Origin of the sequence: Streptomyces sp. NPDC019937 (genome assembly GCF_040631655.1) — a bacterium.
In the GTDB taxonomy this organism is placed as follows: Bacteria; Actinomycetota; Actinomycetes; order Streptomycetales; family Streptomycetaceae; genus Streptomyces.
In genome coordinates this window covers 131,300-152,439 of the sequence record NZ_JBEYAL010000006.1, presented here as the reverse complement: position 1 = coordinate 152,439, position 21,140 = coordinate 131,300, and the positions used below count along the sequence as shown (strand labels likewise).

The window sequence follows — 21,140 nt, the reverse complement described above, 5'->3', positions numbered from 1 at the left end:
CCGGTGTGCGTGCGGGTCGTGACCCTATTGTGCCTGCACAGCGCGAGAACGCCGGTCAGAGCCACCGCTTCTCGGTGCCCACCAGAGCGGGGTTGGCGTAGATGTCGACGAAGTCCGGCTGGGGCTGGCTTTGCTGCTCGCCAGCCGCTCGGGGGTTGAGTCGCCGGAGACCGATGATGAACGCGGCTGCCGTCCCCGGTTCCGGCTCGATGCCGAAGAGCTCGTGCTCCAGCTCGGCGATCCGAACGTGGTCCGCCCGGGGACGGGGGCGGCGGCGCCGGAACCAATTCCTCACTGTGTCTCCCCTCGGCATCGGCAGTCGTCCGCGTTGCATTCGCGGACGCTCTCGCAGACCCCGGTGCAATTCTCGTGAGGGCACGGCCCGTAGACCACGCCCTCGATGCACCTGAAATCGTCGTTCATCGGGTGCCCGCAAGGGCAACTCCCGGCCTTGACGCTACGACAGCTTGGCGGCCGCAGTCTTGTACTGCCCGGCTTGAGTGGGGGTGAGGAAGCGAGAGACACGTACGACGACGGCGCCGTGCACGTAGTCGTACTCGGCGAGGGCGCTGCTGCTCTTGGTGACGGACCGGATGTATTCGGCGCGGGCGGCCGCGTCGGCCGAGTTGGCGAACGCTTCGATGGCGCCGCCGAGCTCGACGTCGCCCGCTTTGAACCCGGCGGCGTCCGCCTTGGACACCCGCGAGTCGGCGAACGTGACCTTCGACGTGTACTGGCCTGGTCTGCCGAGGAGGTGGTTCGGGTCGCTGGCTGCGGTGATGGTGCTGTTCTGCTTGGCGGTACTCACCGTGGCGGAGATGGCTTTCAGCGCGGAGGCGGCATCGACCCGCGGGGTGGCGCGGGCGGGCTTGGGGTCAGCGGCCGAGTTGCTGCTGGAGCAGCCGGCAGTGGCCAGCACGATGAGGGCGGTGAGGGCGAGAGTGCGCTTCATGATCCGAGATACTCCCACTTCGAAGACCGGCTATTTGACGTGTTGTCCAGTTTTCCAGCGTCCTGTCAGCAGACGGGCCACACTGGCCTCATGGGCGTGACGTACACGGTGCAGGGCGACTCGGAGGGTGAGACCCGGGTCGAGCTGGAGCGTCTGTGTGCGGCGTTGGGTGCGGAGCCGTTGGGTCGTCCGGCGGAGTTGCCGGGGCGGCCGCGGTGGATGGCCCGGGCCCGTCCGGCCTCCGCGCCCGAGCCCGCGACCGCTGGGCAGGAGTAGCCCCTGCATCGGGTGTGGGACACCCCGGGTACGGCAGCGCCCCCGGGGTGACCCCTCGGGGGCGCTCGATGCCGAACGCGGCAGGGCTACACCTTGGGGAGATGGTGCTCCGCCACTCGAAGCGGCACGGTTTTCACGGTAGGTGCGTATGGGCGCGCGTGTCACGGGTCTTGCACGAGGCGGCCCCGCCGCGACGGGGGTGCGCGGCGGGGCCTCAGTCCGGACGTTACTCGGTCGTCAGTCGACGGGGAGCCACTTCGTGACGGTCACCGGACGCTTCTCGACCTCGACCGCTTCGACGGTGCCTCCGTACCAGCCGTGGTCGTCTGGTGTGTAGTCGCCGACCTCATAGTCGCCGGTGTCGAGGCGGCCCTCGTACTCGACGGCGTACGTCTTGCCGTCGTCGGCGCGGAAGACGCAGCGCCGCTGCGCCGTGTACTTCAGCGTGGTGACCGGCTCGTCGGCGAGCAGCACGTCGCTGTACTGGATGTCGTCCGGCTCGTCGGGCGGGACACCGAGCGCGGCCAGGGCAGCGGGGGTGAAGGTACGTGTGGGCATGGGGTCATCATCCTTGCTGCGGGGTGCCGGGCGCCGGGTCGTTGTCGACTCCGGCCTGCTCACGCATCGCCTCGTTGGACAGACGGTCGTGCTCGGCGCGCTGGGACGGCGTCCAGGTGGACGCAGGACCGCTGGAGCGGACGTGCGCGCGGAGTTCCTCTGTCGCCGGGCCGGGGGTGCTTCGTCGGCCGAATGCCATGATGGGGCCTCTCGTCTCGGTGTTCGGGATGGGGCCCGGGGCGGCCTGGTGCTGGCAGGCGGACGGCCGCCCCGGGGTCAGTTGGCGGGGGTGTAGCGGATCAGCCCGCCCATGGGGTAGGGGCTCTGGATCGTCACGACGCCGTCGCGGACCTCAACGGCGCATCCGGCGTACAGGGCCTCGGTCATGTCGAGCCGCAGGTGTTGGCCGGTGGACTGGCGCGGGGGCTCCCACGTGTCGCCGATGTCGTAGCTGCTCTGCTTGCGGTAGTTCGCCTTCGTGTCTACGTCGGCGACGGGGCTGCTGTCGTAGATGCCGAGCCACTTGGCGTGATCACGCTTGCTCATCAGATGGCAGCCGTCAGCAGCGGACGCTGGGCCCGGTCATCGAGACGAGCCGGGCGCAGCCGTACTTGGCAGTGGCCTTCTTCTGGGCAGCCCGGATGATCCGGCGGTCCAGGGGGTCGGCGGTGTCGACGTTGACCTCGATGTCGACGGTCTTGTTCGGCAGCCCCAGAGGGCGGGTGATCTCGACTTTGACGGTGTAGCGGGGCATGAATGGGGTCCCTTTCGGATGTGGTCCGGGCTGTCCGGCTCCCCGCGCTCCGCCCGGTGCGGGCCCGGGCGGAGGAGGCAGCCGTCAGACGAGGAGTCGGCCGAGCGAGACGGCGAGGAAGACCAGTGCGATCAACGCGGCGATGACCTCGGCCCGCCGGGGGCGCCGGTAGGGCGCATGCACGATGCGCTCGCCGAAGGGGTGGTCACCTCCGTGGTACCGGCGGCGGTGGGCGCGCCCGTGCTCTTCGGCCCCGGCCCGGGTCCAGTAGGGGCGGGACCTGGTGGCACAGACGGGGCAGCGGTAGTGGTGGGGCACGGTGTCGTCTCCGGCGGTTGATAGGTGGTTGACGGGCTGGTTGATGGGTGGTTGACGGGGTGATAGATGCGCAGGTCAGGGCGGTGATTGCCGGTCAGCAACCAGGGGTGGGGTGGGGTCACGCCGTAGTTCCAGGGGAGGGGCCGCCGGCGGTCCCGAGGAGCCTGGCGAGGGTGGGCCGTGCGGCGGCCTCGACGGGGGTCTCCTCCTCGGCCTGGGCGGGGCTCTCCTCGCCCCCCTCGACGGGACCCCCGGTGGGGGTGGCGTCGAGGGCGGCGAGGGCGGCCTCGACGGACCCGCCGAGGACCTCCTCAAGCTGGTCCACGTGGACGCCCCAGGTGGCGGATCCCTGCCCCCTAATGTTGATCTTCTTGGTGGGGATCCCGAAGTGCTCGCAGTGCTGGCGCAGCGTGGCCACGTCCCAGTCGGTGTCGGCCGATTCCAACAGCGTCGCGAGGTGTACGCCCTTGCGCCCGTCGGCGACGGCGTCACGTACGCCGACGAGCACCAGGCGCACGAGCCATCGCTCTGTGCCGCGATGGTTCTCGACCGGGTCCGCCGTTTCGGCGTTCCGCTCCCCCGCGAACTTTTCTTGATCGTTTTCGGTGGCGGTCTCCTCCGGGGGAGCGACCACCACAGCCGCGAGCACCCACGCGGCGATCAACAGGCCGCCGGCGACGGGGACGTACGGGGCGACCACGCCAGCCGCCCACGCGGCGAGCGGCCCAAGCGCCGCCCAGGCGATGAGGAGCATCAGGGCGGCGATGCCGGCGCGCTCCAGCCGGTCGGCCCCGGACTTCGCCTTCGCGGCAGGGGCCTTCGGAGACGAGTCCTTCTTGCCCTTCTCCGTGTCCTCGGTCTGCTCTACCTCCGGCTCGGCGCTCCTCTTCGCCTTCGCCTGCTTCGGGTTCGCCTTCGCCTGTTTGGGAGCTTGCTTCTGCCCCTTCGCGGACGGCCGGCCTTTGCTCTCCTCCGGCTTCTCCTCTGTCCGGCGCGCGGCTCGGTAGGCCCACGCTACGAGGCGCCCGAGCAGGCGCAGCAGCACCGCCGACCCGATGAACGGGGTACGCCAGCGCAGCCCCCGGAAGGGCACCAGCACCTCGTCCCGCAGGGGCATCACGCACCCCCCACGATCTTGGCGGCGGCCATGCGGACGATGCTGACGAGGATGCCCCACACGCCCCCGGCCTGCCCGAAGACGACCGCACCTGCGATGCCGAAGAGGGCGGGCCAGATCTTCTTCTTCCAGCTCGGGCCGAACGCCATGAGCGTGATGGCCAGGGCGGTGCCGCCGAGACCGGGGTCACCGAAGCCGGAGCCCTCGCCGAGCGCAGACTTGGGGACGTCGCTGATGCCCTGCGCGACATCGGCCCACGTGCCGCCTGCGGCCTCGAACAGGGTGCCGGTGATGATGCCCCACCATGCGGCTTTCTTCTTGTTGTCGATCTTGATGAAGTCGGAGCCGCGGACGCCCAGGACTAGGGCAATCGCAGCCCCCAGGGCGAGCCCCGAGAGGGTCATGGCGCCCAGGACGTGGCCGTCAGTGATGCCCTGTACGGCGGCGGGAGCGGCGAAATCAATCACGGTGTTGATGCCTTTCAGGTGATGGGGCCCGGGGCGTACAGGGCGGTGGCGAGGAGCGCGGAGGCGAGCGGGATGCGGACGACGAGGCGGGCGGTCCAGTGCCAGGCGCGGGCCCGGCGGTCGACCGCCCACCACAGGCCGCCGCACATGCCGCCTGCGGTGAGCAGCAGGGAGACGGCGCTGGCACCGAGGCCCCATTCGGTGCCTTGCTCGTTGAGCCAGGCGACCGGGACCGGCGCCCAGCGGCGGCCGATCTCGGCCGCGCCAAGGGTGGCCAAGGTGCGGGCGATGGGCGCGTACGGGAGAAGCGGGCGGACTGCGGGGTGGCCGGTCAGCGTCCATGCGCCGACGGCACCGCCGACCGCCAGGGCGAGGCCGAGCATGCCGGTCGCGGCCTGCTCAGCAACGGGGAGCCACTGCCCGAAGACCGGCACCAGACCGAGGCCCCAGCCGACTCCGGCCGCGACGCCGTTGAACGCGATCACGCGGAGGCTGCGGTCATCGGCCGCGCGGCGCTTCTTCCCGGGCTTCTTGGCGGCCTTGCCCTTGCGGGCCGGGCCGGACTCGTCGTCCGCCTCGTCGTCTTCGGTCTCGTCTTCCTCTGACTGACCCTGGTCGCCCTCGTCCGGCTCCTCCTCCGAGTCCTCGTCCGACTCGTCCTCGTCCGGGTCCGGCTCGCTCGGCGCGCCCAGCAGGGGCTTTCGCTTCCACCAGGGCGGCAGGCGATCCGTGCTGGCAGGCGTCGGCCTGTCGGGCTCGGGCTCGTCCGGCGTGGCGGCGGACATACCGACGGTGGGCGCGTAGTCGGGCGGCGGCGGGATGAGAGGGCGCTCGGTCACGGCTGGTCCTAATGGAGTGCGGCCGTCGCAATGACGGCGATGGTGACGGCGAGGGATGTACCGATGAGGGCGGTGAGCACGGTGAAGCCCCACCTCGGCCGCACATCGCGGGGCCAGACAGCGACAGCGAATGCGGCGAGCATCGCGACGGCCACGAGCACGTTGGCGGCGGCCTCCATCACGACGCGATCCGCTTCAGCTCGCGGTTGATGAGCCGGACCACGGTCTCCCGGGGGACATGCTGTCCGTGGACAGCCCGGACAGCGGACAAGGTCTCGGCCCTGTCCAGCCCGTCCCGGACTGCCTTGTTGACCGTGTCCGTGATGGTCGGGTGCAGAGGGCGGACAGTGTCGTCTGACCTGCTGTCCAACACCGCCCGGACAGTCTCCGGGGTCACGATGATGTCGTGTCCGGCCAAGTGCTCAACGATCTCCTCCTCGGTGGAGCTGGGGAACGAGGCGGCGCGAGCGAGGATCATCTTTCGGGCCGGTCCGGACAGGCTGTCCTGCTGTCCGTTGCCCTTGTCCTGGTCCTTGTCCGGGCTGTCCTGCTCGGCCGGTCCGCACGCGGCGGCCAGCGCGTTGTACTGCCTCTGCATCCGCAGCAACTGCCGCTGCGACGCCGCGAGCGCCATCCGCGCGCCAAGCTTCCCGCGACGGGCCTTCAACCACGCGCGGTCGCGCTCCGGGAGCGGCAGCGCGGTGTGGTTGAGGACGAGGTGCCAAAGACCCTTGGCGATCGCCGAGATGGCCGCACCCGCCGCGGCCGTAGCAGTGCCGCCCGTCAGATGGCCCTCAGCGGCGATCGCAGCCATGGCCACGGCGAGGGCGAAGTATCCGGCCTTGCGGGGCGCCTCGGCGCGCTCGGGGTCGTGGCGGGCCAGCCACTCCAAGCCCATGCAGGTGATCCATGCGGCGTCGAACGCCAGGGCCGCGGGGTAGGCCGCAGCAGCCGGTGCGGCGCGGTCGAGGAGAGCGCCGGCAGAGACGGTGGACCAGGCGACGGAGACGGCGGTGAGGGCGATGGTGACGGCGGTGACGCCGTTGTGGACGATGTGGTCCCAGTCGCGGGGCAGGACGGGGATGTCGACGTTGTACTGCTCCTCAATCGTCTCGGGGTCGCCGTCGACGGCGTGGACGACCTGGCGGGTGCGCGTCTCACTGCGGGTCTTCACGATGTGCTCCTGGAACGATGGGGCCGGGCCCGGCCGGACTGGTGGTGTCAGATGCCGTCGGGGAGTCGGCGGCCGTACCGGGCGAGCTCCGCGGCGAGAGCGGCGCGGGCTTCGTCGTCGGTGAGGGTGACGCCGGTGCTGCCGTAAGCGAAGTTGGCGACGTCGCCGGGGGTGGGCTCGTCGGGGCCGTGGAGGATGGCTGCGCGGGCGGCGTCCATGGCGATGCGGTGACGGCGTGCGGCGCGGAGGGCGGTGCGGCGCTGAGCGAGGAACTGCTTCAACATCGGGTGCTCCTGGGCGGAGAGGGGGCCGGGCCCGTGCGGGGGTCACGAGCCCGGCCGGTCTGGCGGGGTCAGCGCACGATGTCGGCTCGGGCGTGGGCGTCGAACGCGGCGCGCTCGTCCGCGCCGGCCGCGTAGTCGCCGCGGCAGGCGCCGGGGTCGGCGGGCTCGGCGTGCTTGGCCGCGAGGTCGACGTACAGGTGCGCGACCTGTGCGGGGATCGCCTCGTCGTGGCCGTCGCCCGGCGGGAAGGCGAGGGCGGGTCGGGTCTCGCTCATCGGCCCGCCTCGCTTCCGGTGTCGTTGGCGGCGCGGTAGTCGGTGGGCGTCGCGGCGAGCCTCTTGCGGAGGTAGTCGGCGTTCCACGGGATGCTGAGGCCGGTCTCGTCGCCGAGGACGCCCTGGATGGCGACGGTCGCGTCGGCGGCGCGATCGGCGAGGATCGCGTTGCGCACCAGGGCGTCGTCCGGCTCGGCGGGCTCGGGGATGTCGAGGGCCTCGTTGACGGCGCGGAGAAGGTTGACGATCGGCTCGGGGATCGGGGCGGTGTCCGGGCCGCTGTTGCCGCTCTCGATGACCTCGATCAGCCCGCTGACGATGATCTCGACACGGCCGATCACGCGGGCCATCTCGAGGTCGGGGGTCTGTGTCCAGTCGATGCCGCGGAGGTCGGTGACGAGCTGCTTGGCCTGGCTGAGCCGTACGGTCTCGGTGAGCTTGCGGTCGTTCATCCGGTCACCGCCGCGGCGACACCGAAAGCCCGGGCGAGCCGGGTTTCGTCGGCGGCGGTGATCTGGGCGCGCCCGGTGAGCGCGGCGGCGAGCTGGTCGGCGTCGACGCCCACGGCGCGGGCGAGCGCGGCGAGGTCGTCGGCCCGGTCCGGGTCGTATCCGGCGGCGCGGGCGGCGGTGCGCAGGCCCAGCACGGCGGGCGCGAGCTTGATGGTGTGGGTGTGGCCGACCGCTCTGGTGCGGCGGGCTCCCGGGGCGGGGCTGTGGTCGATACGATCCACGGGCTGTTCCTCCTGGTAGCTCAGGCGGGACGGTGGCCCCAGCCGGAGGTGAGAGCTCGGCTGGGGCCGTGTTGTTGGTGCAGTGCAAGAGTGTCAGAGCCTCTTTACAACGTCAAGAGGTTCGGGGAGGATGAAGCCGTGCCCAAGAACCCTGAGCAGGAGGGGAGGCCGCGATTGATGACCGTGACCCAGATCGCGGAGGAGCACGGGGTCAGCCGCCAGACGATCCACACGTATCGGCGCAGCGGTGCCTTCCCCCAGCCTGTTGAGGGCGAGGGCAGCACGCGGCCGAAGTTCCGTGCGGACGAGGTGGACGCCTTCTTCGAGGCGAACCCGAAGCAGCCGGGCAAGAAGCGCGCGGCCGCCGCCCTCCGATCCGACCAAGGAGAGCCCTTGACAACGACAACCGCCAGCGTGACCGAGGAGGCATGGCTGCCCGCCGTCGAGAGCACGCAGTACGGGCTACGTCTCCGGGACGGGACGCTGCTCACCTTTGACACCCGCCAGGAGCGTGACGCGCGGCGAGCCGAGTTCGAGCGTGCCGAATGGGAGGTCAGGCCGCTGGTTCGGCGGACCCGGGTTCAGCACACCGAGTGGGCTGAGGAGTGAGCGGCATGGATGACCTGGTGCGGTGGCTCGCCGAGCAGCTCGCCGAGGACGAGCGGATCGCGCGCGCGACACTGTGGGACGACGACGGCGCCCTCGGTAGCGGCGGCTGGTACTCCTACGACCGTGGTCCTCGTGATGGGTTTCGTGAAGCACGCTGGGTGGTCATCGACCGAGCAGACGAGGGGGTCATGGACTCCCGCCCGCAGGCGGCGGACGACCAGGCGGTGGCGCAGCACATCGCGGAGTGGGATCCGGCTCGGGTGCTGCGCGAGATCGACGCCAAGCGGCAGCTCGTGAAGCTGCACGGGCGAGCGGTCCTGCGAGCGGGAGGAGGCGCACAGTACTTCGCCACGGCGACTGTGTGCCGGTCCTGCGAACCGGACCACCAGTTCCCCGAGCTGTCGTGGCCTTGCCCCACGCTCCGTCTGCTCGCTCTGCCCTACGCGGACCGGCCCGGCTACAAGGAGTCGTGGCGGCCGTAGCCGTACAGCGCGAAAGCCTCCGCCTCATGGGAGTTGAGGCGGGGGTTCTGTCGTACGCGCGCCCGTGCGGGGGCGGAGATTCGAACCCGCGACCACCGGACCGGAGCCCGGCTGCTCTGAGCTGGCTGAGCTACCCCGCGACGGGCACGCGCTGCCCAGTATGGCCGTGACCCCGGCGGCCGTACGGCGGTTGACAGCGCATGGACGAGGCGCGCCTGTGGGCGCTGATGGAGGAGCCGGGCGAGCGCGAGCCCCTGGTCACCCGAGGCGAGGCACGTGCCGCCGTGGCGCTGATGCAGCTGCTCGGCGAGCACGGCGGCGAACTGGCCGCCGCCGCAGACGAGCTGGCGGCCAGGATCGGCCGCCGCCTCTCCGCCGAGTAGCCGCTACCGGATCACGTTGCCCGGGTCGTCCAACCACACCTGCTGACCGACCGGGGTGATGGTGAGCCCGAACCGTGTACGCGCCGGCCGCCCGGCGTCTGTCCACCAGGCGTGCGCCGCCTCGAGTTCGCCCCACAGTCGCCGCGGCCCGTGCTGCTGCACGTCGTACTCGGTAGCGCCGGGCTCATAGTCGACTGACGCCCACGAGCCACTGGCGGCGTCCGCGAGCCAGAGAGTCCATTCGCCGTCAGGCCCTTGGCCTGTGGCCCCCTGGCAGCCCGGGGCGAGCACCCCGGCCGCGAACCAGGCATCGTCGTCGCTGAGAAAGCTCGGGTCGAGGCTGGTACGGCTGTCGTGGGTCTCGCCCCCGGCCTGGGCTACGGCCATGGCTCCCCGGGACGGGGCCTGCGCCCGCAGCCACATGAACGCCGCGTCGTCCACGATGGGGCCGGAAGCCACGGGCCCGCCGGGGCCGGGCTGGACGGTGAGCTGGAGCAGGGCACCGTTGCGCAGCGCGGTGCCCCAGGGCAAGACGATGATCCCGCCGGGCGCGGTCTGTTCGATCCATGCCCGGGGCACGTCGTGTACGGAGCAGGTCGCGATGATCCGGTCATACGGCGCGTCGTCCGGCCAGCCCTGCTCGCCGTCCGCCAGCTGCACCGTCACGTCGTGGTGTCCAGCGTCGTGGAGCGCTGCCCGGGCGCCCGCGGCGACGGCCGGATCGATCTCAAGGGTGGTCACCCGATCGTGGCCTGCCCGCTCGGCCAGCAACGCCGCGTTGTAGCCGGTGCCCGCGCCGATCTCCAGCACGCGGTGACCGTCCTCGACTTGAAGGGCGTGGAGCATGCGGGCGACGATGCGCGGCATGCTCGCCGAGCTGGACGGCGTGCGCGCGGCAGTGGCGTCGGGCGGGTCCTCGACCTGGGTGACGATCGCCTGGTCGCTGTAGGCGAGTCGTTTCCACCGGTCGGGGTCGGCTGCTCGGTCGACGGGTTCGTAGCCGTCGTCGCCGCGGATCCAGATGTGGTCGGGGATGAACTGGGCGCGGTCGACGCGTAGGAACTCGTCGCGCCAGTCGGCCGGGAGGTGTCCGTCGTCGGTGAGCTGCTGAGTGAGTGCGGCCGGGCCGCTCGTGGTCAGCATGGTTCTACTGAGGGCTGAGGGTTGGGCGGGGTCGGCGTGGCTGGAGGGATGGGCCGGTCGGGCTTGTGCCCGTCGCTTTCGGAGACGTCCGGCTTGCCGCTGTGCTTCCCCACGAGAGTCCCTTCGTCGGCCGATTGAAGGCCCCTATGGTGCCGTGGACTCGGGGTGCAGGGTAGGGCGCACGAGGGCCGCAGGGGGGCGTCTCGGACTGCACGCGCGGGGCGGCGCGGATAGAGGCCGGTTGTCGAACTGTGTCGCGTCGGCGCGTGGGTGGGGCATCCGGCAGGTGTCCCACCCACCCGGTCCGAAGCTGTTACTTCTCGGGACGTCCGAGCTGGTGGACGGTCCAGCCCGACGTTCGCCAGGGCTCGGGGTCCAGGGTGGTGCGGCAGTCGATGAGCAGAGGGGCGGCGGGGCGGTCCACGAGCACCTGGGGGTCGGCCTGCTGGTACTCGGGCCATTCGGTGGCCAGGACGACGAGGTCAGCGCCGTCGAGGGAGGCGGGCAGGTCGTCGGTGTAGTCGAACTGCGGGTTGCGGACCATCGCTGTGGGCACGGCCTGCGGGTCGTGAATAGTGATGGTTCCGCCGGCCTGCTGGAGGGCCTGGGCGAGCGAGAGCGCCGGGGACTCGCGGACGTCGTTGGTGCCAGGCTTGAACGCGGCACCCCACACGGTGATCCGGGTGCCCTTGACGGGGCGGTCCCCCAGGGCGCGGGTGATGAGGCCCAGGGCGACATCGGTTCGGGACTCGTTGATCTCCTCGGCGGCGCGCAAGAGGGTCGCGGCCTGGTCCGCGCCGAGCTGCCGGGCGGAGGCGGTGAAGGCGCGGACGTCCTTGGGCAGGCAGCCGCCGCCGTAGCCGATGCCGGGCCTCATGCCGCCGCTGCCGATGCGGGGGTCGATGCCGAGGATGTCCACGATCTGGGAGATGTCGCCGCCGGCGGCCTCGCACATATCGGCGACGGCGTTGATGTAGCTGATCTTGAGGCCGAGGTAGGTGTTTGCGGCGCCCTTGGCGAGTTCGGCGGTCTGCGGGTCGGTGACGAACAGGGGGACGCCGTCCGCCAGGATGGGGGCGTAGACGGTGCGGATCGCCTTCTCGGCCTCGGCGGTGGTGAGACCGGCGATGAGGCGGTCCGGGCGGAGGGTGTCCTCCACGGCGTGGCCCTCGCGCAGGAACTCCGGGTTCCACACGACGTCGACGCGGTCGCCGGCAGGGGCCAGACGCTGGGCGAGGGCGGTGACCTGGCGGGTGGTGCCTACGGTGACTGTGCTCTTCCCGACGATCGTGCACGGCCGGTCGAGGTGGGGGGCGAGCTGCCGGATGGCGCCGTAGACCTGTCCGGTGTCATAGGAGCGGCCGTCAGCGTCGATGGGAGTGCCGACGCCGATGAAGTGCAGCTCGGCGATGTCGGCGGCCTCCGGGATGCTGGTGGTGAACCGTAGGCGGCCGTTCGCGGTGTGACGGGCAAGCAGTTCCGGCAGCCCGATCTCGTAGATGGGGCATTCGCCGCGGTTGAGCCGGTCGACCTTGGCCTGGTCGACGTCCACGCCGATGACTTCGTGCCCCAGTTCGGCCATCGCCGCCGCGTGCGGGATGCCGAGGTGGCCGCAGCCGATTACTGAAATGCGCATCCTTGACTCTCTCTGGGAGGGGGCCGGGGAACAGCCTCAGAGGCTAGCGCCGTTCCCCGGCCCCACAGGTCAACTGTTGTCCGCGCCGAGGTTCAGCAGCTGCTCCAGGCCACCGATCGCTTCGGCGGCCGTCTTCCGTACGACGACGTCGCCGGTCTGCGGCGCCTCCAGCGGGTATTCGAACCAAGATCCGTCGGGGCGCGGGAAGCCCTCCGGGTCGACGTGGAACACCTTGAGACCGGCCTCACGGGCCCGCTTGGCCACCCACCGCCGGTCGGCGTGCAGCCCGATCACGACCAGGGCCTTGGCGTCGGGGTGGAAGGTGACGGGAGGGATCCGCTGGTCGTAGCGGCGCATGAACTCCTCGTCGAATCCGGCGCGGGCGCCGAGCGCGTCGAAGTTGTTGGTGATGAACGGGCCGACCATGTGCCCGGCCTCCTCCATGCGCTTGAGCGCGTGCAGGGCCGGGGTGACCTCGGCGTTGAAGCACGCCCGGTACATGTCCGACAGCTCGCTGACCTTGTTCTCGGCGTCGAGGAACATCTCCGCGAGCAGCGGGTCCCGGCCCGGGGCCAGAACGAACGTGAAGCCCTTGCCGAGCAGTTCGTCCTCGATCTCGTTGACGTGGTACATCTCGTGGAGTCGGTGCAGTGGCGGGATCCCGGCCTCGTAGGAGAGACCACAGCCGGCCTCAACCTGGAACGGCAGGAAGTCCGTGAGCTGCGCGAGGTCGTCGGCGTAGACCGGCTGCCCGGGGGTGTCCTTGACCCGGACCCCGTGGGTGAGAACCTCCCACGGCCGGCGCCGGATCGCCCTCGGCGGGAAGGTGTTGGCGGAGGTGAACGTGGTGTCGATGACCTCGTAGTCCTCCGGAAGCTGGCGGCCTGCCCGCAGGTCCTCCGGGTGCTCCTCGACGCGGATCATGTGGACGCGCAGGTCACCCAGTTCGAATTGGCCCGGCCCCGTCTCCTTCCAACCGCCCTCGGTCAGCATGGCGTGGTTCCGTTCCCACGCCTCCTCGATCTCGGCCCGCGGCGCTGCTACCGAGTGGTACAGGTACATCTCTTGCATGGCCAGCGACGGCGCCGCGGTGGTGTCCACCAGCCCGTACTGGTGCCAGTAGTGGACGATGCGGCGGCGCGCGTCACCCTCGCCCGTCCAGCCGGAGTTGGAAGCGGTCTCCTTCTGCTGGGTGCGCCGCCAAATGCCCTCCTCCGTGTAGCGGGGCCGGTCCGCGTTCACCCCGTAGAAGTCGTGCCATTTGCTGAGCTGGGCCTCATCGAGCTGGTCGATGACCGTGACGGGAAACTTCATGTCGTGTCCTCGATCTCTGGTTCGAGACGGTCCGCCCCCCCTTGGACGGGGAGCGGCGGGTGGGCTAGCTGAGGGCGGTCACCGCGTCGGAGAGCGCCGTGGTCAGAAAGTCGATGTCCTCGTCCGTCGAGGTCAGCGGAGGGGCGACGACCAGGCCCTCGCTGCGCGGGCCGGCCCCGGTGAACGGGTAGAAGAAGACGCCGCGCCGCTCCGCCTCTTTCATCAGGGGCCAGAGCAGGCCGGGCCAGACTTCGAGCCCATACAGGTGCCCGAGACCTCGGACGTCCCGCACCGGCCCCAGGCCGACCAGGCCCCGCAGGAACTCCCCAAGCCGTTCGCCCCGGGCCGTGAAGGCGTCGCGGTCCATGGATTCCAGCTCGTCCAGGACGCCGAGGCAGGCCGCCGCTTGGAGCGGGTGGGTGGCCATGGTGCCCATCGCGGGGAGCGGGTCAGCGTCCTGGTGTCTGATCAGCGGTGCGATGTCGGGCGAGACCAGCACGGCCCCCACTGCCGTGTACCCGGCGCCCAGGCCCTTGGAGAGGATGCACAGGTCAGGCTCGGCGCCGTCCCAGTGGTTGCTGGCCAGGGGCGTGCCGGTGCGCCACAGCCCAGTGAGCACCTCGTCGTGGAGGACGAGGACTCCCCGTTCCCGGCAGATTTCCGACACGCGCCGGAGGTACCCGTCAGGCGGCACGTGGGCGCCGCCGGTGGTGCCGCTGACGGGTTCCAGCAGGACGGCGGCTACGTTGTCCGCGCCCCTGCTGTCGATCGCCTTCGCCACCTCGTCGGCGCATGAGGCATCGCACGCGCGGTCTGCGTGGTCGTGGGCTGGCGGGTAGGGGGCCGGGAAGGCCGGGCCGAGTCCGAGCGCGTCCTCCAGGCGCGGGCGCCGGGCGTGGTTACCGGCGAGCGCGAGGGTGAGCGCGCTCATCCCGTGATAGCTCAGGTTGGACGTCAGGATGTCCCCGCGCTGAGTTCCCCCGCGGACGCGCGCGATGTTCCGGGCCAGTCCGATGGCGACCTCCACAGCGAGCGTCCCGCAGGTGACCAGCGCGACGGAGTCGTTGGGGCGCCCCACGGCGTGGCAGAGGCGGTCCATCAGTTCCATCTGGACGTGGGGCTGGACGACGGCTGCGCCGCCGAACGTGGCGCGGGAGAACTGCTTTTCGATGCGGGAGAAGACCGCGGTGCTGCCTTGGCCGACGTTCACGCAGATGAGCCCGCTCGATCCGTCGAAGACCTGGCGGCCGTCAGAACAGTGGAGCCAGGGCCCGCTCGCAGCCACGACGTCGAAGTCCGGCAGGGGTCTGCTGGAGGTCAACAGTCGGCGGCGGGATGACAAGTACTGATCAGCCATATGAAATCCCTTCATGGGCGTATGCACCGGGCAGATGGGATTCTGACGCGCCGTCATAGGCCGCAGAAGCACATTGGGGCTGCCTCGCGCTGCTTCGCTATGCCTCCCTATGCCTCCCGGCACGCGCCTCTTGACCTGCCTGCCCCGATATGCCGGACACTGGCCCTATCGGGTCGGGGCGAGCAGTGCGGGGACGCAGGGAGCGACATGGCCGTAGCCGCAGAGGAAGACCTGATCCAGCGCGTACTTGATCTCCTCGGGTGCCCCAATCACGCCGCGTTCCTGCGGCGGTTGGCGGGATGGCACGAGTCCATGGGCTTCGGGAGTATGGCGACCAGGCCGGAGAAGGTCTGCCGGTGGAAGCGGGGGGTGCGCCCCGACCGCTACGCCGAGATGGCCATGGCCGCCATGCTCGGCGTCCCGGCCGAGCAGGTCCGCGCGATGGGCTGGCCGCATTGGCTGCGCGCGGCTCTGGACGCCGACCAGGTGCTGCTGACCGCCCCGTGGACTGCGGCCGGTGCGCTCGCAGCACTGGACCACCTAGGAAGGCCGGACACCATGGATCGACGAGCAGCACTTTTCACCGGCGGCGCCCTGGCCGCCACCACTCTCGCGAGCTGGGCAGCAGCCTCACCGGCCACGGCCGTGCTCGTCTCCGGCCGGCCACGCGTCACCGACCGCAGCGCGGTACTGATCGAGACGCGACTCGCGGCGCTGCGCCAACTCGATGACGAGATCGGGTCCGCTGAGACGTACGCGCTGGCCCGTGCGGAACGCGGCTCGATCACCACGGTGCTGCGCACCCGCTCCTACAGCGAAGCCACAGGCCGCCGGTTGTTCTCCGCCGCCGCCGAGGCGTCCCGGATCTGCGGCTGGTGCGCGTTCGACTCCGGGGACACGGCTGTGGCGGAGCGCCACTACTTGGGAGCCGCGCGGGCCGCGGCCAGTGCCCAGGACCCGGTCGTGACGGCCAACCTGTTCGCCTTCTGGGCCATGGCCCGCTACAGCGACGGCGACACCTCCGGCGCCCTGGCCTACGTCGATGAAGCTCTGCAGAACGCGCGACGCACCGGCTCCCCCCGGATGACCGCCATGGTCCACGCCCGCGCGGCCCGGGCCCATGCCAAGTCCGGTGACCTGCGCGCCAGCCGTCGCGCCGAGGACGCCGCGTTCGCCGCCTACGACCGCGCTGGCCACCCGGGCGACGAACCGGCCTGCGTGTACTGGGTCAGCCACGCGGAGCTGCACAGCTGGGCCGCGAGCAACGCGTCCGATCTCAAAGACCCCCGCCGGGCACTGACTCAGTACGCCGCCGTCGCCACCCCTCGCCAGGATGAGACGTACGACGGTGACGCCTACCCCCGTTCGCGCGCGCTGCGCCTGAGTCGCGAAGCGGAAGCCCACCTCTCGCTCCGCGACGTGGACGCGGCGGTGCACACGGCCGACCAGGCCGTACAGGTCATGGGCGGTGTCACCTCCGCGCGAGGCACGACCGTCCTCACCGATCTGCGGACCAAGCTCCGAGCCCACCAGCAGCTCCCGGCAGTCCGCGAATTCCTCGACCGCACCGTCTGAGCGGGTGCGGTGAATGGCTGGGCATCCCACTCGACGCGTACACGACGCAGCTCCATCGTCCGGACGCTGTCCGCGGCGCCGTCGTCTGGACGTGTACGGGCAGTGCCCGGACGATGCTGCCCCGAGCGTTCGACGTGTCCGCGGACATGACCGGAGCCTGGCAGTGGCGGAAACCGACGACCACCCAGCCCCGGCCGCATGAACGCGGTCGGGGCTGGGTGGTCGTCGTCTACGGCCGCGGGATCTCCAGCGTGTCCTCGTCCAGTCGCGGCTTCGGCACGGTGATCGTCGGCGGCTCGTCGTGGCGGACCTCGGCGCCGTTCTGCCGCGTGCCCCACCGGGTATCCCGCAGCGTCACCAGTGCCCACAGGCGCAGCGGGATGAGGAGGGTGAGGTTCATCAGCGCGTACACCGGCGCCACGAGGAACGTCGCGGCCCGGTCCCAGAGCGGCACCGCCCCGGCGCCGCGGAGGTAGTGCACCGACCGCAGCCACGCCGCCCCGGCGACGTACACGCCGTACCAGGCGAGGACGGTCCAGGCGTGCGGGTTGACGGCCATGACCGCCAGGGCGACGAGGAGCGCGGAGGTGAACGCGATCCAGGTGGCGAGTTCGACGAGGTTGAGCCACCAGTACGCCCGGGTGACCCGGAACTTGAACGCCAGCAGGACGCCTTCGCGTATGAACGACTTCGTCCAGCGGGTCTGCTGCTTCAGGAAGTGCCGCATCGACTCCGGCACGTCCGTCCAGGCAACCGCGGTCGGCACGATCAGAGACTGGCCTTCCAGCAGGCAGTAGTAGGTCAGGCGCCGGTCATCGCCGAAGGTGCACGGCCGTCCGAGGAACCGCTGCTGGAGGAAGTCGTCGAGGTGCTTACGGACGGTCGCCCCGCGGTAGAGGGCGAGAGAGCCGCAGGCGCACAGCACCGAGCCGAGGCGGGAGTAGGCGACGCGCTCGCCGAGGAACGCGTTCTGGTAGCGCATGTCGATGAGCCGGGTGAGCAGGTTCCGGCGCCGGTTGGCGGCGAGAACGAGGCCGGTCACGGCGTGGACGCGACGGCGGGCGAACGGGGCGGCGGCTTCGGCGACGGCGTGCTCGTCGAGGACGGTGTCGGAGTCGATGCACAGGTAGATGTCGGCTTCCCATGCGGCTGCGAATCCGGCAGCGAGTCCTTCGCGTTTGCCGCGGTTGACGGGGAAGCGGATGAAGTCGAGGCGTATGCCGGCGGCCTGGTAGGCGGGGCGGAGCTGGTCGACGACGGTCTGGGCGGTGTGGTCGCGGGAGCAGTCGTCGATGACGGTGAGGCTGTCGGGATGCCGGGTCTGGTCGAGGACGGACTGGAGGCAGCGGCGGAGCGCGGCGGGGGTCTCGTTGTAGACGGTGATGACGGCGTGGATGGTGTGCGGGGTGTGGACGGCGGTGCGGCGGCGGGGTCTGCGCCGGGGCTTGATGGAGAGTAAGAGTTTGATGCCGAGGAGGGCGGCGACGGCGGCGCCGTACCAGCTGATGTGGTGCATGCGTGGGTCTCCCGTTGGGTGTTGGTCGGTGGGTTGGGTGGTGATCGGGTAGGCGGGTTGTGGGGTCCGCTCCGACCACCCTCCGGAGCGGGCCCATCAGCGCAGCGAGTCAGGCCGATCGGCCAGGGCGCTGAGCCCTGGCCTGCGTTACGGGTTGGTGATCTGCTGTACGGCCTGGATCTCGGCGGCCAGCCCGGCCCGGGCGGCCTCCAGGTCCCGCTCGGCCCGGCGCAGCGCCTCGCGGGTCCGCTTCAACGTCGCGGCCTGCTTGGCCTCCAGCCCGGTGAGCCGCTGCACCTGTGCCTCCCAGTGGGCGATGCGTTCGGTTTCGATGACCGTGCGCGGGCGGCGGGGCTTCGGGCTGCCAGCGGGGCTGCCGGGCTTCTTGTTCAACTGCTTTCGGGCGAAGGCGAGGAACTCTTCGCGGACGACCCACTTGGTGCGTCGGCGCGGGGCGCCGGTGAGGAGCACGATCTTGGGGAAGTTGCCGTGCCGTGCGGCCCAGTTGGAGACGGCGGAGCGGGTGACGCCGACCATGTCGGCCGCTGCCGATAGGTGGATGAGTTCGTCTTCGCGGCCCTGGTACTCGGGGCGAAGCCATGTCGCCGGTTCGAGCATGGCTGTTCCTTTCAGGTAGCGGGTTGGCCAGTGGGCGTGGCTGGGTCAGTGCTCCCAGCCGCGGGCGACGTCGAGGGCGCGGCCCAGCGCGGACACCAGCGGCATGCGCTGCCCGGCCGGGATCCGCACTTCCGCGGCGCTCTCTCCGTCCCGGGCGTTCGGGCCGTAGTGCACCTCGACGGCGGCGAGGATCACGCTCCCGTCATCGTTCGGGGTGACGGCCAGTTCGTCGGCGGTGCTGGTGGCGTGCCGCCAGCTGCTGCGCGCGGTGAGGGCGTCGAGCAGGCCCGGCATGTCGACCGTGGTAACGCCGACCTCGGCGGCCTGGGTGTGGCTCTCGGTGATGCGGATCATCACCTCGGCGTGGCCAGGCTCCTCGCGCAGCCCGGCCGGGATGACGGTGAGGGTGCTCCCCGAGCCGTCGGTGTAGTCCCAGGGCTGCGGGGTCAGCTCGGCGAGGGTCACGGCCAGGGCCTGATGGAAGTCCACGGTGCTCCTTCGGGGATCGGGCTGGACGGTTCGGCTGAGTGCCTCGTGGGGTGCGCGGTGGGGGCGCGCACCCGGGCGGTACTCAGACGGCGGTGGGGTGAGGTCAGATAGCGCAGCCGGAGCAGCGCGGGAAGGTGTCCATCTGTCCGGCCGCCGGGCCGAACGCGATGACCGACGGCTTCGGCCCGCCGCAGTCGGCGCAGGTGTTCAGTGCGTGGGAGATGATCGCGGCCGAAGCGTCGAGGGGGCTGGCGCATTCAGCGGTCTCGAAGCCACAGACGCAGGTGAAGGCGTAGCGGCCGAGGCCGTCAGGGCTGACGCCGTGCTGTCCGCCAGCGATGGCGTGGACGTCGGTGCGCTCGTCCTCCCACGCGAGGGTGGCGAGTGCGGGGTGGGCGGGCTCCCAGGAGTACGGGGCCGGGGCGTCGGCGGGGTTGGCGTAGAGGATGGCGTTGACGGTCATGGCGGCGGTGAGGGTCTGCACGGTGGCTCCTTGCTCGGTGCGGCTGGTGGGTGGCGAGGTGAGGGTCAGGCGGCGAGGGCGAGGCGGGCGGCGGCGACCTTGTACGCGGGCTTGCGGGGCTGGTAGGCGGCGGCGAGGACGGCGACCTGGGCGGGGGTGTAGCGGGTGGTGGTGCGCATGCGGCGTCCGGCGTGGACGCGGTGCTGGGTGCCGGTGACGCCGAGCTCGGTGGCGGTCTTGCGGAGGGTGCTGGCGACCGATCGGGCGGCGCGGGTGGGGAGGCCGGCGGCGATGGCGTGGGTGGTGAGGGAGGCGTTGCCGCGGCGGGCGATGCGGGCGTGGGCGCGGTTGGCGGTGGCTCGCTGGCGGATGGTGCGGCGGGCGGCGCGGGCTCGGGCGTTCATGGTCTCCCCCTCGACTTCGAGTGTCTATTTTCTAGACACTGAGACCATGTCACGGCGAACCCACCCTTGTCCACTCTGTAGACATTATTAGTGGCTATGAAATAGACAGACCGCATGGGATCATGACCCCCATGACCGACTGGGAAGCGCAGCTACGCCGGGACACCAAAGCCATCGAGCAACGGGAAGAGACCCGCCGCCAGCACATCGCCGCCGCGCGTCTGGCCGGCCACTCGTTCCGCGAGATCGGCTCGTGGGCGAGCATGAATCACGAACGCGCACGAAAGATCTGCATCAAGGTCAACGGCGACTCCCGCACCAGCGCCGAGCGCGCGGCCGCCGGGGAGCCGGCCGACCCGAGGAGCAGCACATGAGCCACGAGCCCGACACCAGCCGACCCCGCAAGGTGGGGATCACCGCAGATACCCGCGGTCTCACCAACGCCGTCCGCGACGTCCAGGCGGCGCTGATGTTCGACACGCACCCCGACCTCCGAGAGCCCGGCTTCGGCGAGGAGCAGCCGGAGCCGGGGAGCAGCACGTGAGCGACGACGAACCCGGCATCATCCGGTTCACCAGCATCGGCCAAGGACCTGACGGCCGGTACTACATGCCCGCCGAGGACGTCACCGCCCTCCTCCGCGGCATCGCCCGTGCGTGGACCGAGCACGCCATCGAGGGTGCCGGCTGGCGATCGCCGGAGGGCGAGGAGGTGGAGCTGGACCCGGCGACGCTGCGCACCATGGCCCGGATCTTGAGCCAGCAGGCGGACAGCTTGGAGGTGCAGCTGATCGCGCACCGCACCGAGGAGGAGCCGCCACCGACGTGACGTGTGCGGAGGGGCGCACCCCGACACGGGGTGCGCCCCTCCGTCATGCTCAGCCCTGGCTTCCGCCTATTCCGGCGGTGAGGAGCGCCTTCAGCAACTCAAGGGCCTGGTGCTCGGTGAACCCTGCGGTGACGTACGACTCGAATAGCTCGTGGAGCTGGGCTGAGGCTTGGGCGAGGGCGGTGATGGGGTCGGTGGGGTCGGACATGGTCAGTGCTCCTTGGTGGTGTGGGTCTGGCCGAGGTCGGCGAGTGCCTGGTCCCAGTTCTCGAAGGGGACGGCTCGGTCGTCGAGGTAGTGGGTCGCGGCCAACTTGCGGTCGGTGATCAGCAGCACGCCGCGGACGTCCCAGAACGGGCCGTCGTGGGCGGTGCGGCAGGTGAAGCCGTGGCTGGTCAGCCATTCGGCGACCTGGCCGGGGTCGCGGGTGGTGAGGATGAACACAGCGTTCTGCTTCATGAGGGCGCGGAGGCCGTCGAGGGCGCCGGGGATGGGCGGGTCGTAGATGGTGCCGTCGGCCCAACCGCGGCTGTAGGCGTGGATGACGCCGTCGAAGTCGATGGCGTAGGTCATGGG

General features: G+C 70.9%; 35 protein-coding genes and 1 tRNA gene. 8 read left to right on the top strand and 28 right to left on the bottom strand.

Features of this window, described 5'->3' with window-relative positions; genetic code table 11:
* Window positions 1-55 precede the first annotated feature (55 nt).
* Both ABZ562_RS07710 and ABZ562_RS07705 read right to left on the bottom strand, forming a co-directional pair.
* The gene (locus ABZ562_RS07710) at window positions 56-295 is read right to left on the bottom strand and encodes a hypothetical protein (RefSeq protein ID WP_361475302.1); all 240 of its coding nucleotides are present in this window, start codon (window positions 293-295) and stop codon (window positions 56-58) included.
* Between the two features lie 162 nt (window positions 296-457).
* Window positions 458-952 carry a hypothetical protein gene (locus ABZ562_RS07705; RefSeq protein ID WP_361475300.1) on the bottom strand — a complete coding sequence of 165 codons (495 nt, stop codon included), beginning with the start codon at window positions 950-952 and terminating at the stop codon, window positions 458-460.
* 90 nt (window positions 953-1,042) lie between these two features.
* Here ABZ562_RS07705 and ABZ562_RS07700 point away from each other — a divergent pair, with 90 nt between their 5' ends.
* Window positions 1,043-1,228, top strand: a complete 186-nt coding sequence (locus ABZ562_RS07700; protein ID WP_361475298.1) for a hypothetical protein — start codon at window positions 1,043-1,045, stop codon at window positions 1,226-1,228.
* Window positions 1,229-1,465: 237 nt separating this feature from the next.
* Here ABZ562_RS07700 and ABZ562_RS07695 read toward each other — a convergent pair whose 3' ends face one another.
* The 14 genes from ABZ562_RS07695 to ABZ562_RS07630 form a co-directional block, all read right to left on the bottom strand.
* A complete protein-coding gene (locus tag ABZ562_RS07695; protein ID WP_361475297.1) occupies window positions 1,466-1,786 on the bottom strand; it encodes a hypothetical protein in 321 nt (106 codons plus the stop codon).
* 7 nt (window positions 1,787-1,793) lie between these two features.
* On the bottom strand, window positions 1,794-1,985 hold the full coding sequence (locus tag ABZ562_RS07690) for a hypothetical protein (protein WP_361475295.1): 192 nt from the start codon (window positions 1,983-1,985) through the stop codon (window positions 1,794-1,796).
* A 77-nt stretch (window positions 1,986-2,062) separates the two neighbouring features.
* Window positions 2,063-2,332 (bottom strand): hypothetical protein, encoded by a 270-nt coding sequence (locus tag ABZ562_RS07685; protein WP_361475293.1) that lies wholly within the window; start codon window positions 2,330-2,332, stop codon window positions 2,063-2,065.
* Between the two features lie 13 nt (window positions 2,333-2,345).
* Window positions 2,346-2,540, bottom strand: coding sequence for a hypothetical protein (locus ABZ562_RS07680; RefSeq protein ID WP_361475291.1), 195 nt, complete (start codon window positions 2,538-2,540; stop codon window positions 2,346-2,348).
* 84 nt (window positions 2,541-2,624) lie between these two features.
* Window positions 2,625-2,858, bottom strand: a complete 234-nt coding sequence (locus tag ABZ562_RS07675) for a hypothetical protein (protein ID WP_361475289.1) — start codon at window positions 2,856-2,858, stop codon at window positions 2,625-2,627.
* Window positions 2,859-2,976: 118 nt separating this feature from the next.
* Window positions 2,977-3,975: a hypothetical protein gene (locus tag ABZ562_RS07670; RefSeq protein WP_361475287.1), complete on the bottom strand. Its 999-nt coding sequence runs from the start codon at window positions 3,973-3,975 to the stop codon at window positions 2,977-2,979.
* Window positions 3,975-4,442, bottom strand: coding sequence for a hypothetical protein (locus ABZ562_RS07665; protein ID WP_361475285.1), 468 nt, complete (start codon window positions 4,440-4,442; stop codon window positions 3,975-3,977). The genes ABZ562_RS07670 and ABZ562_RS07665 overlap by 1 nt, the downstream gene beginning before the upstream one ends.
* Window positions 4,443-4,456: 14 nt before the next feature.
* A complete protein-coding gene (locus ABZ562_RS07660) occupies window positions 4,457-5,281 on the bottom strand; it encodes a hypothetical protein (protein ID WP_361475283.1) in 825 nt (274 codons plus the stop codon).
* An 8-nt stretch (window positions 5,282-5,289) separates the two neighbouring features.
* The gene (locus ABZ562_RS07655) at window positions 5,290-5,463 is read right to left on the bottom strand and encodes a hypothetical protein (protein WP_361475281.1); all 174 of its coding nucleotides are present in this window, start codon (window positions 5,461-5,463) and stop codon (window positions 5,290-5,292) included.
* On the bottom strand, window positions 5,460-6,455 hold the full coding sequence (locus ABZ562_RS07650) for a hypothetical protein (protein WP_361475279.1): 996 nt from the start codon (window positions 6,453-6,455) through the stop codon (window positions 5,460-5,462). Before ABZ562_RS07650 ends, ABZ562_RS07655 begins: the two co-directional genes overlap by 4 nt.
* A gap of 47 nt (window positions 6,456-6,502) precedes the next feature.
* Window positions 6,503-6,739 carry a hypothetical protein gene (locus ABZ562_RS07645; RefSeq protein WP_361475277.1) on the bottom strand — a complete coding sequence of 79 codons (237 nt, stop codon included), beginning with the start codon at window positions 6,737-6,739 and terminating at the stop codon, window positions 6,503-6,505.
* Between the two features lie 68 nt (window positions 6,740-6,807).
* Window positions 6,808-7,014: a hypothetical protein gene (locus ABZ562_RS07640; protein WP_361475275.1), complete on the bottom strand. Its 207-nt coding sequence runs from the start codon at window positions 7,012-7,014 to the stop codon at window positions 6,808-6,810.
* Window positions 7,011-7,466 (bottom strand): hypothetical protein, encoded by a 456-nt coding sequence (locus ABZ562_RS07635; RefSeq protein WP_361475273.1) that lies wholly within the window; start codon window positions 7,464-7,466, stop codon window positions 7,011-7,013. The genes ABZ562_RS07640 and ABZ562_RS07635 overlap by 4 nt, the downstream gene beginning before the upstream one ends.
* Window positions 7,463-7,747, bottom strand: coding sequence for a hypothetical protein (locus tag ABZ562_RS07630; protein ID WP_361475271.1), 285 nt, complete (start codon window positions 7,745-7,747; stop codon window positions 7,463-7,465). The genes ABZ562_RS07635 and ABZ562_RS07630 overlap by 4 nt, the downstream gene beginning before the upstream one ends.
* A 177-nt stretch (window positions 7,748-7,924) precedes the next feature.
* Here ABZ562_RS07630 and ABZ562_RS07625 point away from each other — a divergent pair, with 177 nt between their 5' ends.
* Together ABZ562_RS07625 and ABZ562_RS07620 are read left to right on the top strand one after the other, a co-directional pair.
* Complete coding sequence (locus tag ABZ562_RS07625; protein ID WP_361475269.1) at window positions 7,925-8,356, top strand: helix-turn-helix domain-containing protein; 432 nt, start codon at window positions 7,925-7,927, stop codon at window positions 8,354-8,356.
* A 5-nt stretch (window positions 8,357-8,361) separates the two neighbouring features.
* The gene (locus tag ABZ562_RS07620) at window positions 8,362-8,838 is read left to right on the top strand and encodes a DUF6221 family protein (protein ID WP_361475267.1); all 477 of its coding nucleotides are present in this window, start codon (window positions 8,362-8,364) and stop codon (window positions 8,836-8,838) included.
* A 64-nt stretch (window positions 8,839-8,902) separates the two neighbouring features.
* On the opposite strand, the gene ABZ562_RS07615 is transcribed toward ABZ562_RS07620, so the two are convergent.
* A tRNA-Arg gene (locus ABZ562_RS07615) sits at window positions 8,903-8,978 on the bottom strand.
* Between the two features lie 60 nt (window positions 8,979-9,038).
* Between ABZ562_RS07615 and ABZ562_RS07610 the strand changes: the two genes are divergently transcribed.
* Window positions 9,039-9,221 carry a hypothetical protein gene (locus tag ABZ562_RS07610; RefSeq protein WP_361475265.1) on the top strand — a complete coding sequence of 61 codons (183 nt, stop codon included), beginning with the start codon at window positions 9,039-9,041 and terminating at the stop codon, window positions 9,219-9,221.
* A gap of 3 nt (window positions 9,222-9,224) precedes the next feature.
* Here ABZ562_RS07610 and ABZ562_RS07605 read toward each other — a convergent pair whose 3' ends face one another.
* The 4 genes from ABZ562_RS07605 to ABZ562_RS07590 form a co-directional block, all read right to left on the bottom strand.
* Window positions 9,225-10,364 carry a methyltransferase domain-containing protein gene (locus ABZ562_RS07605; RefSeq protein WP_361475264.1) on the bottom strand — a complete coding sequence of 380 codons (1,140 nt, stop codon included), beginning with the start codon at window positions 10,362-10,364 and terminating at the stop codon, window positions 9,225-9,227.
* 313 nt (window positions 10,365-10,677) lie between these two features.
* Entirely contained in the window at window positions 10,678-12,000 is a 1,323-nt protein-coding gene (locus ABZ562_RS07600) for a UDP-glucose/GDP-mannose dehydrogenase family protein (RefSeq protein ID WP_361475262.1), read from the bottom strand.
* Between the two features lie 69 nt (window positions 12,001-12,069).
* Window positions 12,070-13,314, bottom strand: a complete 1,245-nt coding sequence (locus tag ABZ562_RS07595; RefSeq protein ID WP_361475260.1) for a hypothetical protein — start codon at window positions 13,312-13,314, stop codon at window positions 12,070-12,072.
* A gap of 64 nt (window positions 13,315-13,378) precedes the next feature.
* Complete coding sequence (locus ABZ562_RS07590; RefSeq protein ID WP_361475258.1) at window positions 13,379-14,671, bottom strand: aminotransferase class III-fold pyridoxal phosphate-dependent enzyme; 1,293 nt, start codon at window positions 14,669-14,671, stop codon at window positions 13,379-13,381.
* A gap of 207 nt (window positions 14,672-14,878) precedes the next feature.
* On the opposite strand from ABZ562_RS07590, the gene ABZ562_RS07585 reads away from it, so the two are divergent.
* Window positions 14,879-16,246 carry a transcriptional regulator gene (locus ABZ562_RS07585; protein WP_361475256.1) on the top strand — a complete coding sequence of 456 codons (1,368 nt, stop codon included), beginning with the start codon at window positions 14,879-14,881 and terminating at the stop codon, window positions 16,244-16,246.
* A 229-nt stretch (window positions 16,247-16,475) separates the two neighbouring features.
* Here the strand turns inward: ABZ562_RS07585 and ABZ562_RS07580 are convergent, their stop codons facing one another.
* From ABZ562_RS07580 to ABZ562_RS07560, 5 genes are all read right to left on the bottom strand, one after another.
* Window positions 16,476-17,762, bottom strand: coding sequence for a glycosyltransferase (locus tag ABZ562_RS07580; RefSeq protein ID WP_361475254.1), 1,287 nt, complete (start codon window positions 17,760-17,762; stop codon window positions 16,476-16,478).
* A gap of 147 nt (window positions 17,763-17,909) precedes the next feature.
* Window positions 17,910-18,380, bottom strand: a complete 471-nt coding sequence (locus ABZ562_RS07575; RefSeq protein ID WP_361475252.1) for a hypothetical protein — start codon at window positions 18,378-18,380, stop codon at window positions 17,910-17,912.
* 45 nt (window positions 18,381-18,425) lie between these two features.
* Window positions 18,426-18,869: a hypothetical protein gene (locus ABZ562_RS07570; protein ID WP_361475250.1), complete on the bottom strand. Its 444-nt coding sequence runs from the start codon at window positions 18,867-18,869 to the stop codon at window positions 18,426-18,428.
* A 103-nt stretch (window positions 18,870-18,972) separates the two neighbouring features.
* Window positions 18,973-19,353, bottom strand: coding sequence for a hypothetical protein (locus tag ABZ562_RS07565; RefSeq protein ID WP_361475248.1), 381 nt, complete (start codon window positions 19,351-19,353; stop codon window positions 18,973-18,975).
* A gap of 44 nt (window positions 19,354-19,397) precedes the next feature.
* Complete coding sequence (locus ABZ562_RS07560) at window positions 19,398-19,736, bottom strand: hypothetical protein (protein ID WP_361475246.1); 339 nt, start codon at window positions 19,734-19,736, stop codon at window positions 19,398-19,400.
* Window positions 19,737-19,867: 131 nt separating this feature from the next.
* Here ABZ562_RS07560 and ABZ562_RS07555 point away from each other — a divergent pair, with 131 nt between their 5' ends.
* Genes ABZ562_RS07555 through ABZ562_RS07545 form a run of 3 tightly spaced genes read left to right on the top strand, consistent with a single transcriptional unit; the run spans window position 19,868 to window position 20,564 of the window.
* On the top strand, window positions 19,868-20,110 hold the full coding sequence (locus tag ABZ562_RS07555; RefSeq protein ID WP_361475244.1) for a hypothetical protein: 243 nt from the start codon (window positions 19,868-19,870) through the stop codon (window positions 20,108-20,110).
* Complete coding sequence (locus ABZ562_RS07550) at window positions 20,107-20,280, top strand: hypothetical protein (RefSeq protein WP_361475242.1); 174 nt, start codon at window positions 20,107-20,109, stop codon at window positions 20,278-20,280. The genes ABZ562_RS07555 and ABZ562_RS07550 overlap by 4 nt, the downstream gene beginning before the upstream one ends.
* Window positions 20,277-20,564: a hypothetical protein gene (locus ABZ562_RS07545; RefSeq protein ID WP_361475240.1), complete on the top strand. Its 288-nt coding sequence runs from the start codon at window positions 20,277-20,279 to the stop codon at window positions 20,562-20,564. The genes ABZ562_RS07550 and ABZ562_RS07545 overlap by 4 nt, the downstream gene beginning before the upstream one ends.
* 49 nt (window positions 20,565-20,613) lie before the next feature.
* On the opposite strand, the gene ABZ562_RS07540 is transcribed toward ABZ562_RS07545, so the two are convergent.
* Complete coding sequence (locus ABZ562_RS07540; protein WP_361475238.1) at window positions 20,614-20,772, bottom strand: hypothetical protein; 159 nt, start codon at window positions 20,770-20,772, stop codon at window positions 20,614-20,616.
* 2 nt (window positions 20,773-20,774) lie between these two features.
* Window positions 20,775-21,137, bottom strand: coding sequence for a hypothetical protein (locus tag ABZ562_RS07535; RefSeq protein WP_361475236.1), 363 nt, complete (start codon window positions 21,135-21,137; stop codon window positions 20,775-20,777).
* Window positions 21,138-21,140 lie beyond the last annotated feature (3 nt).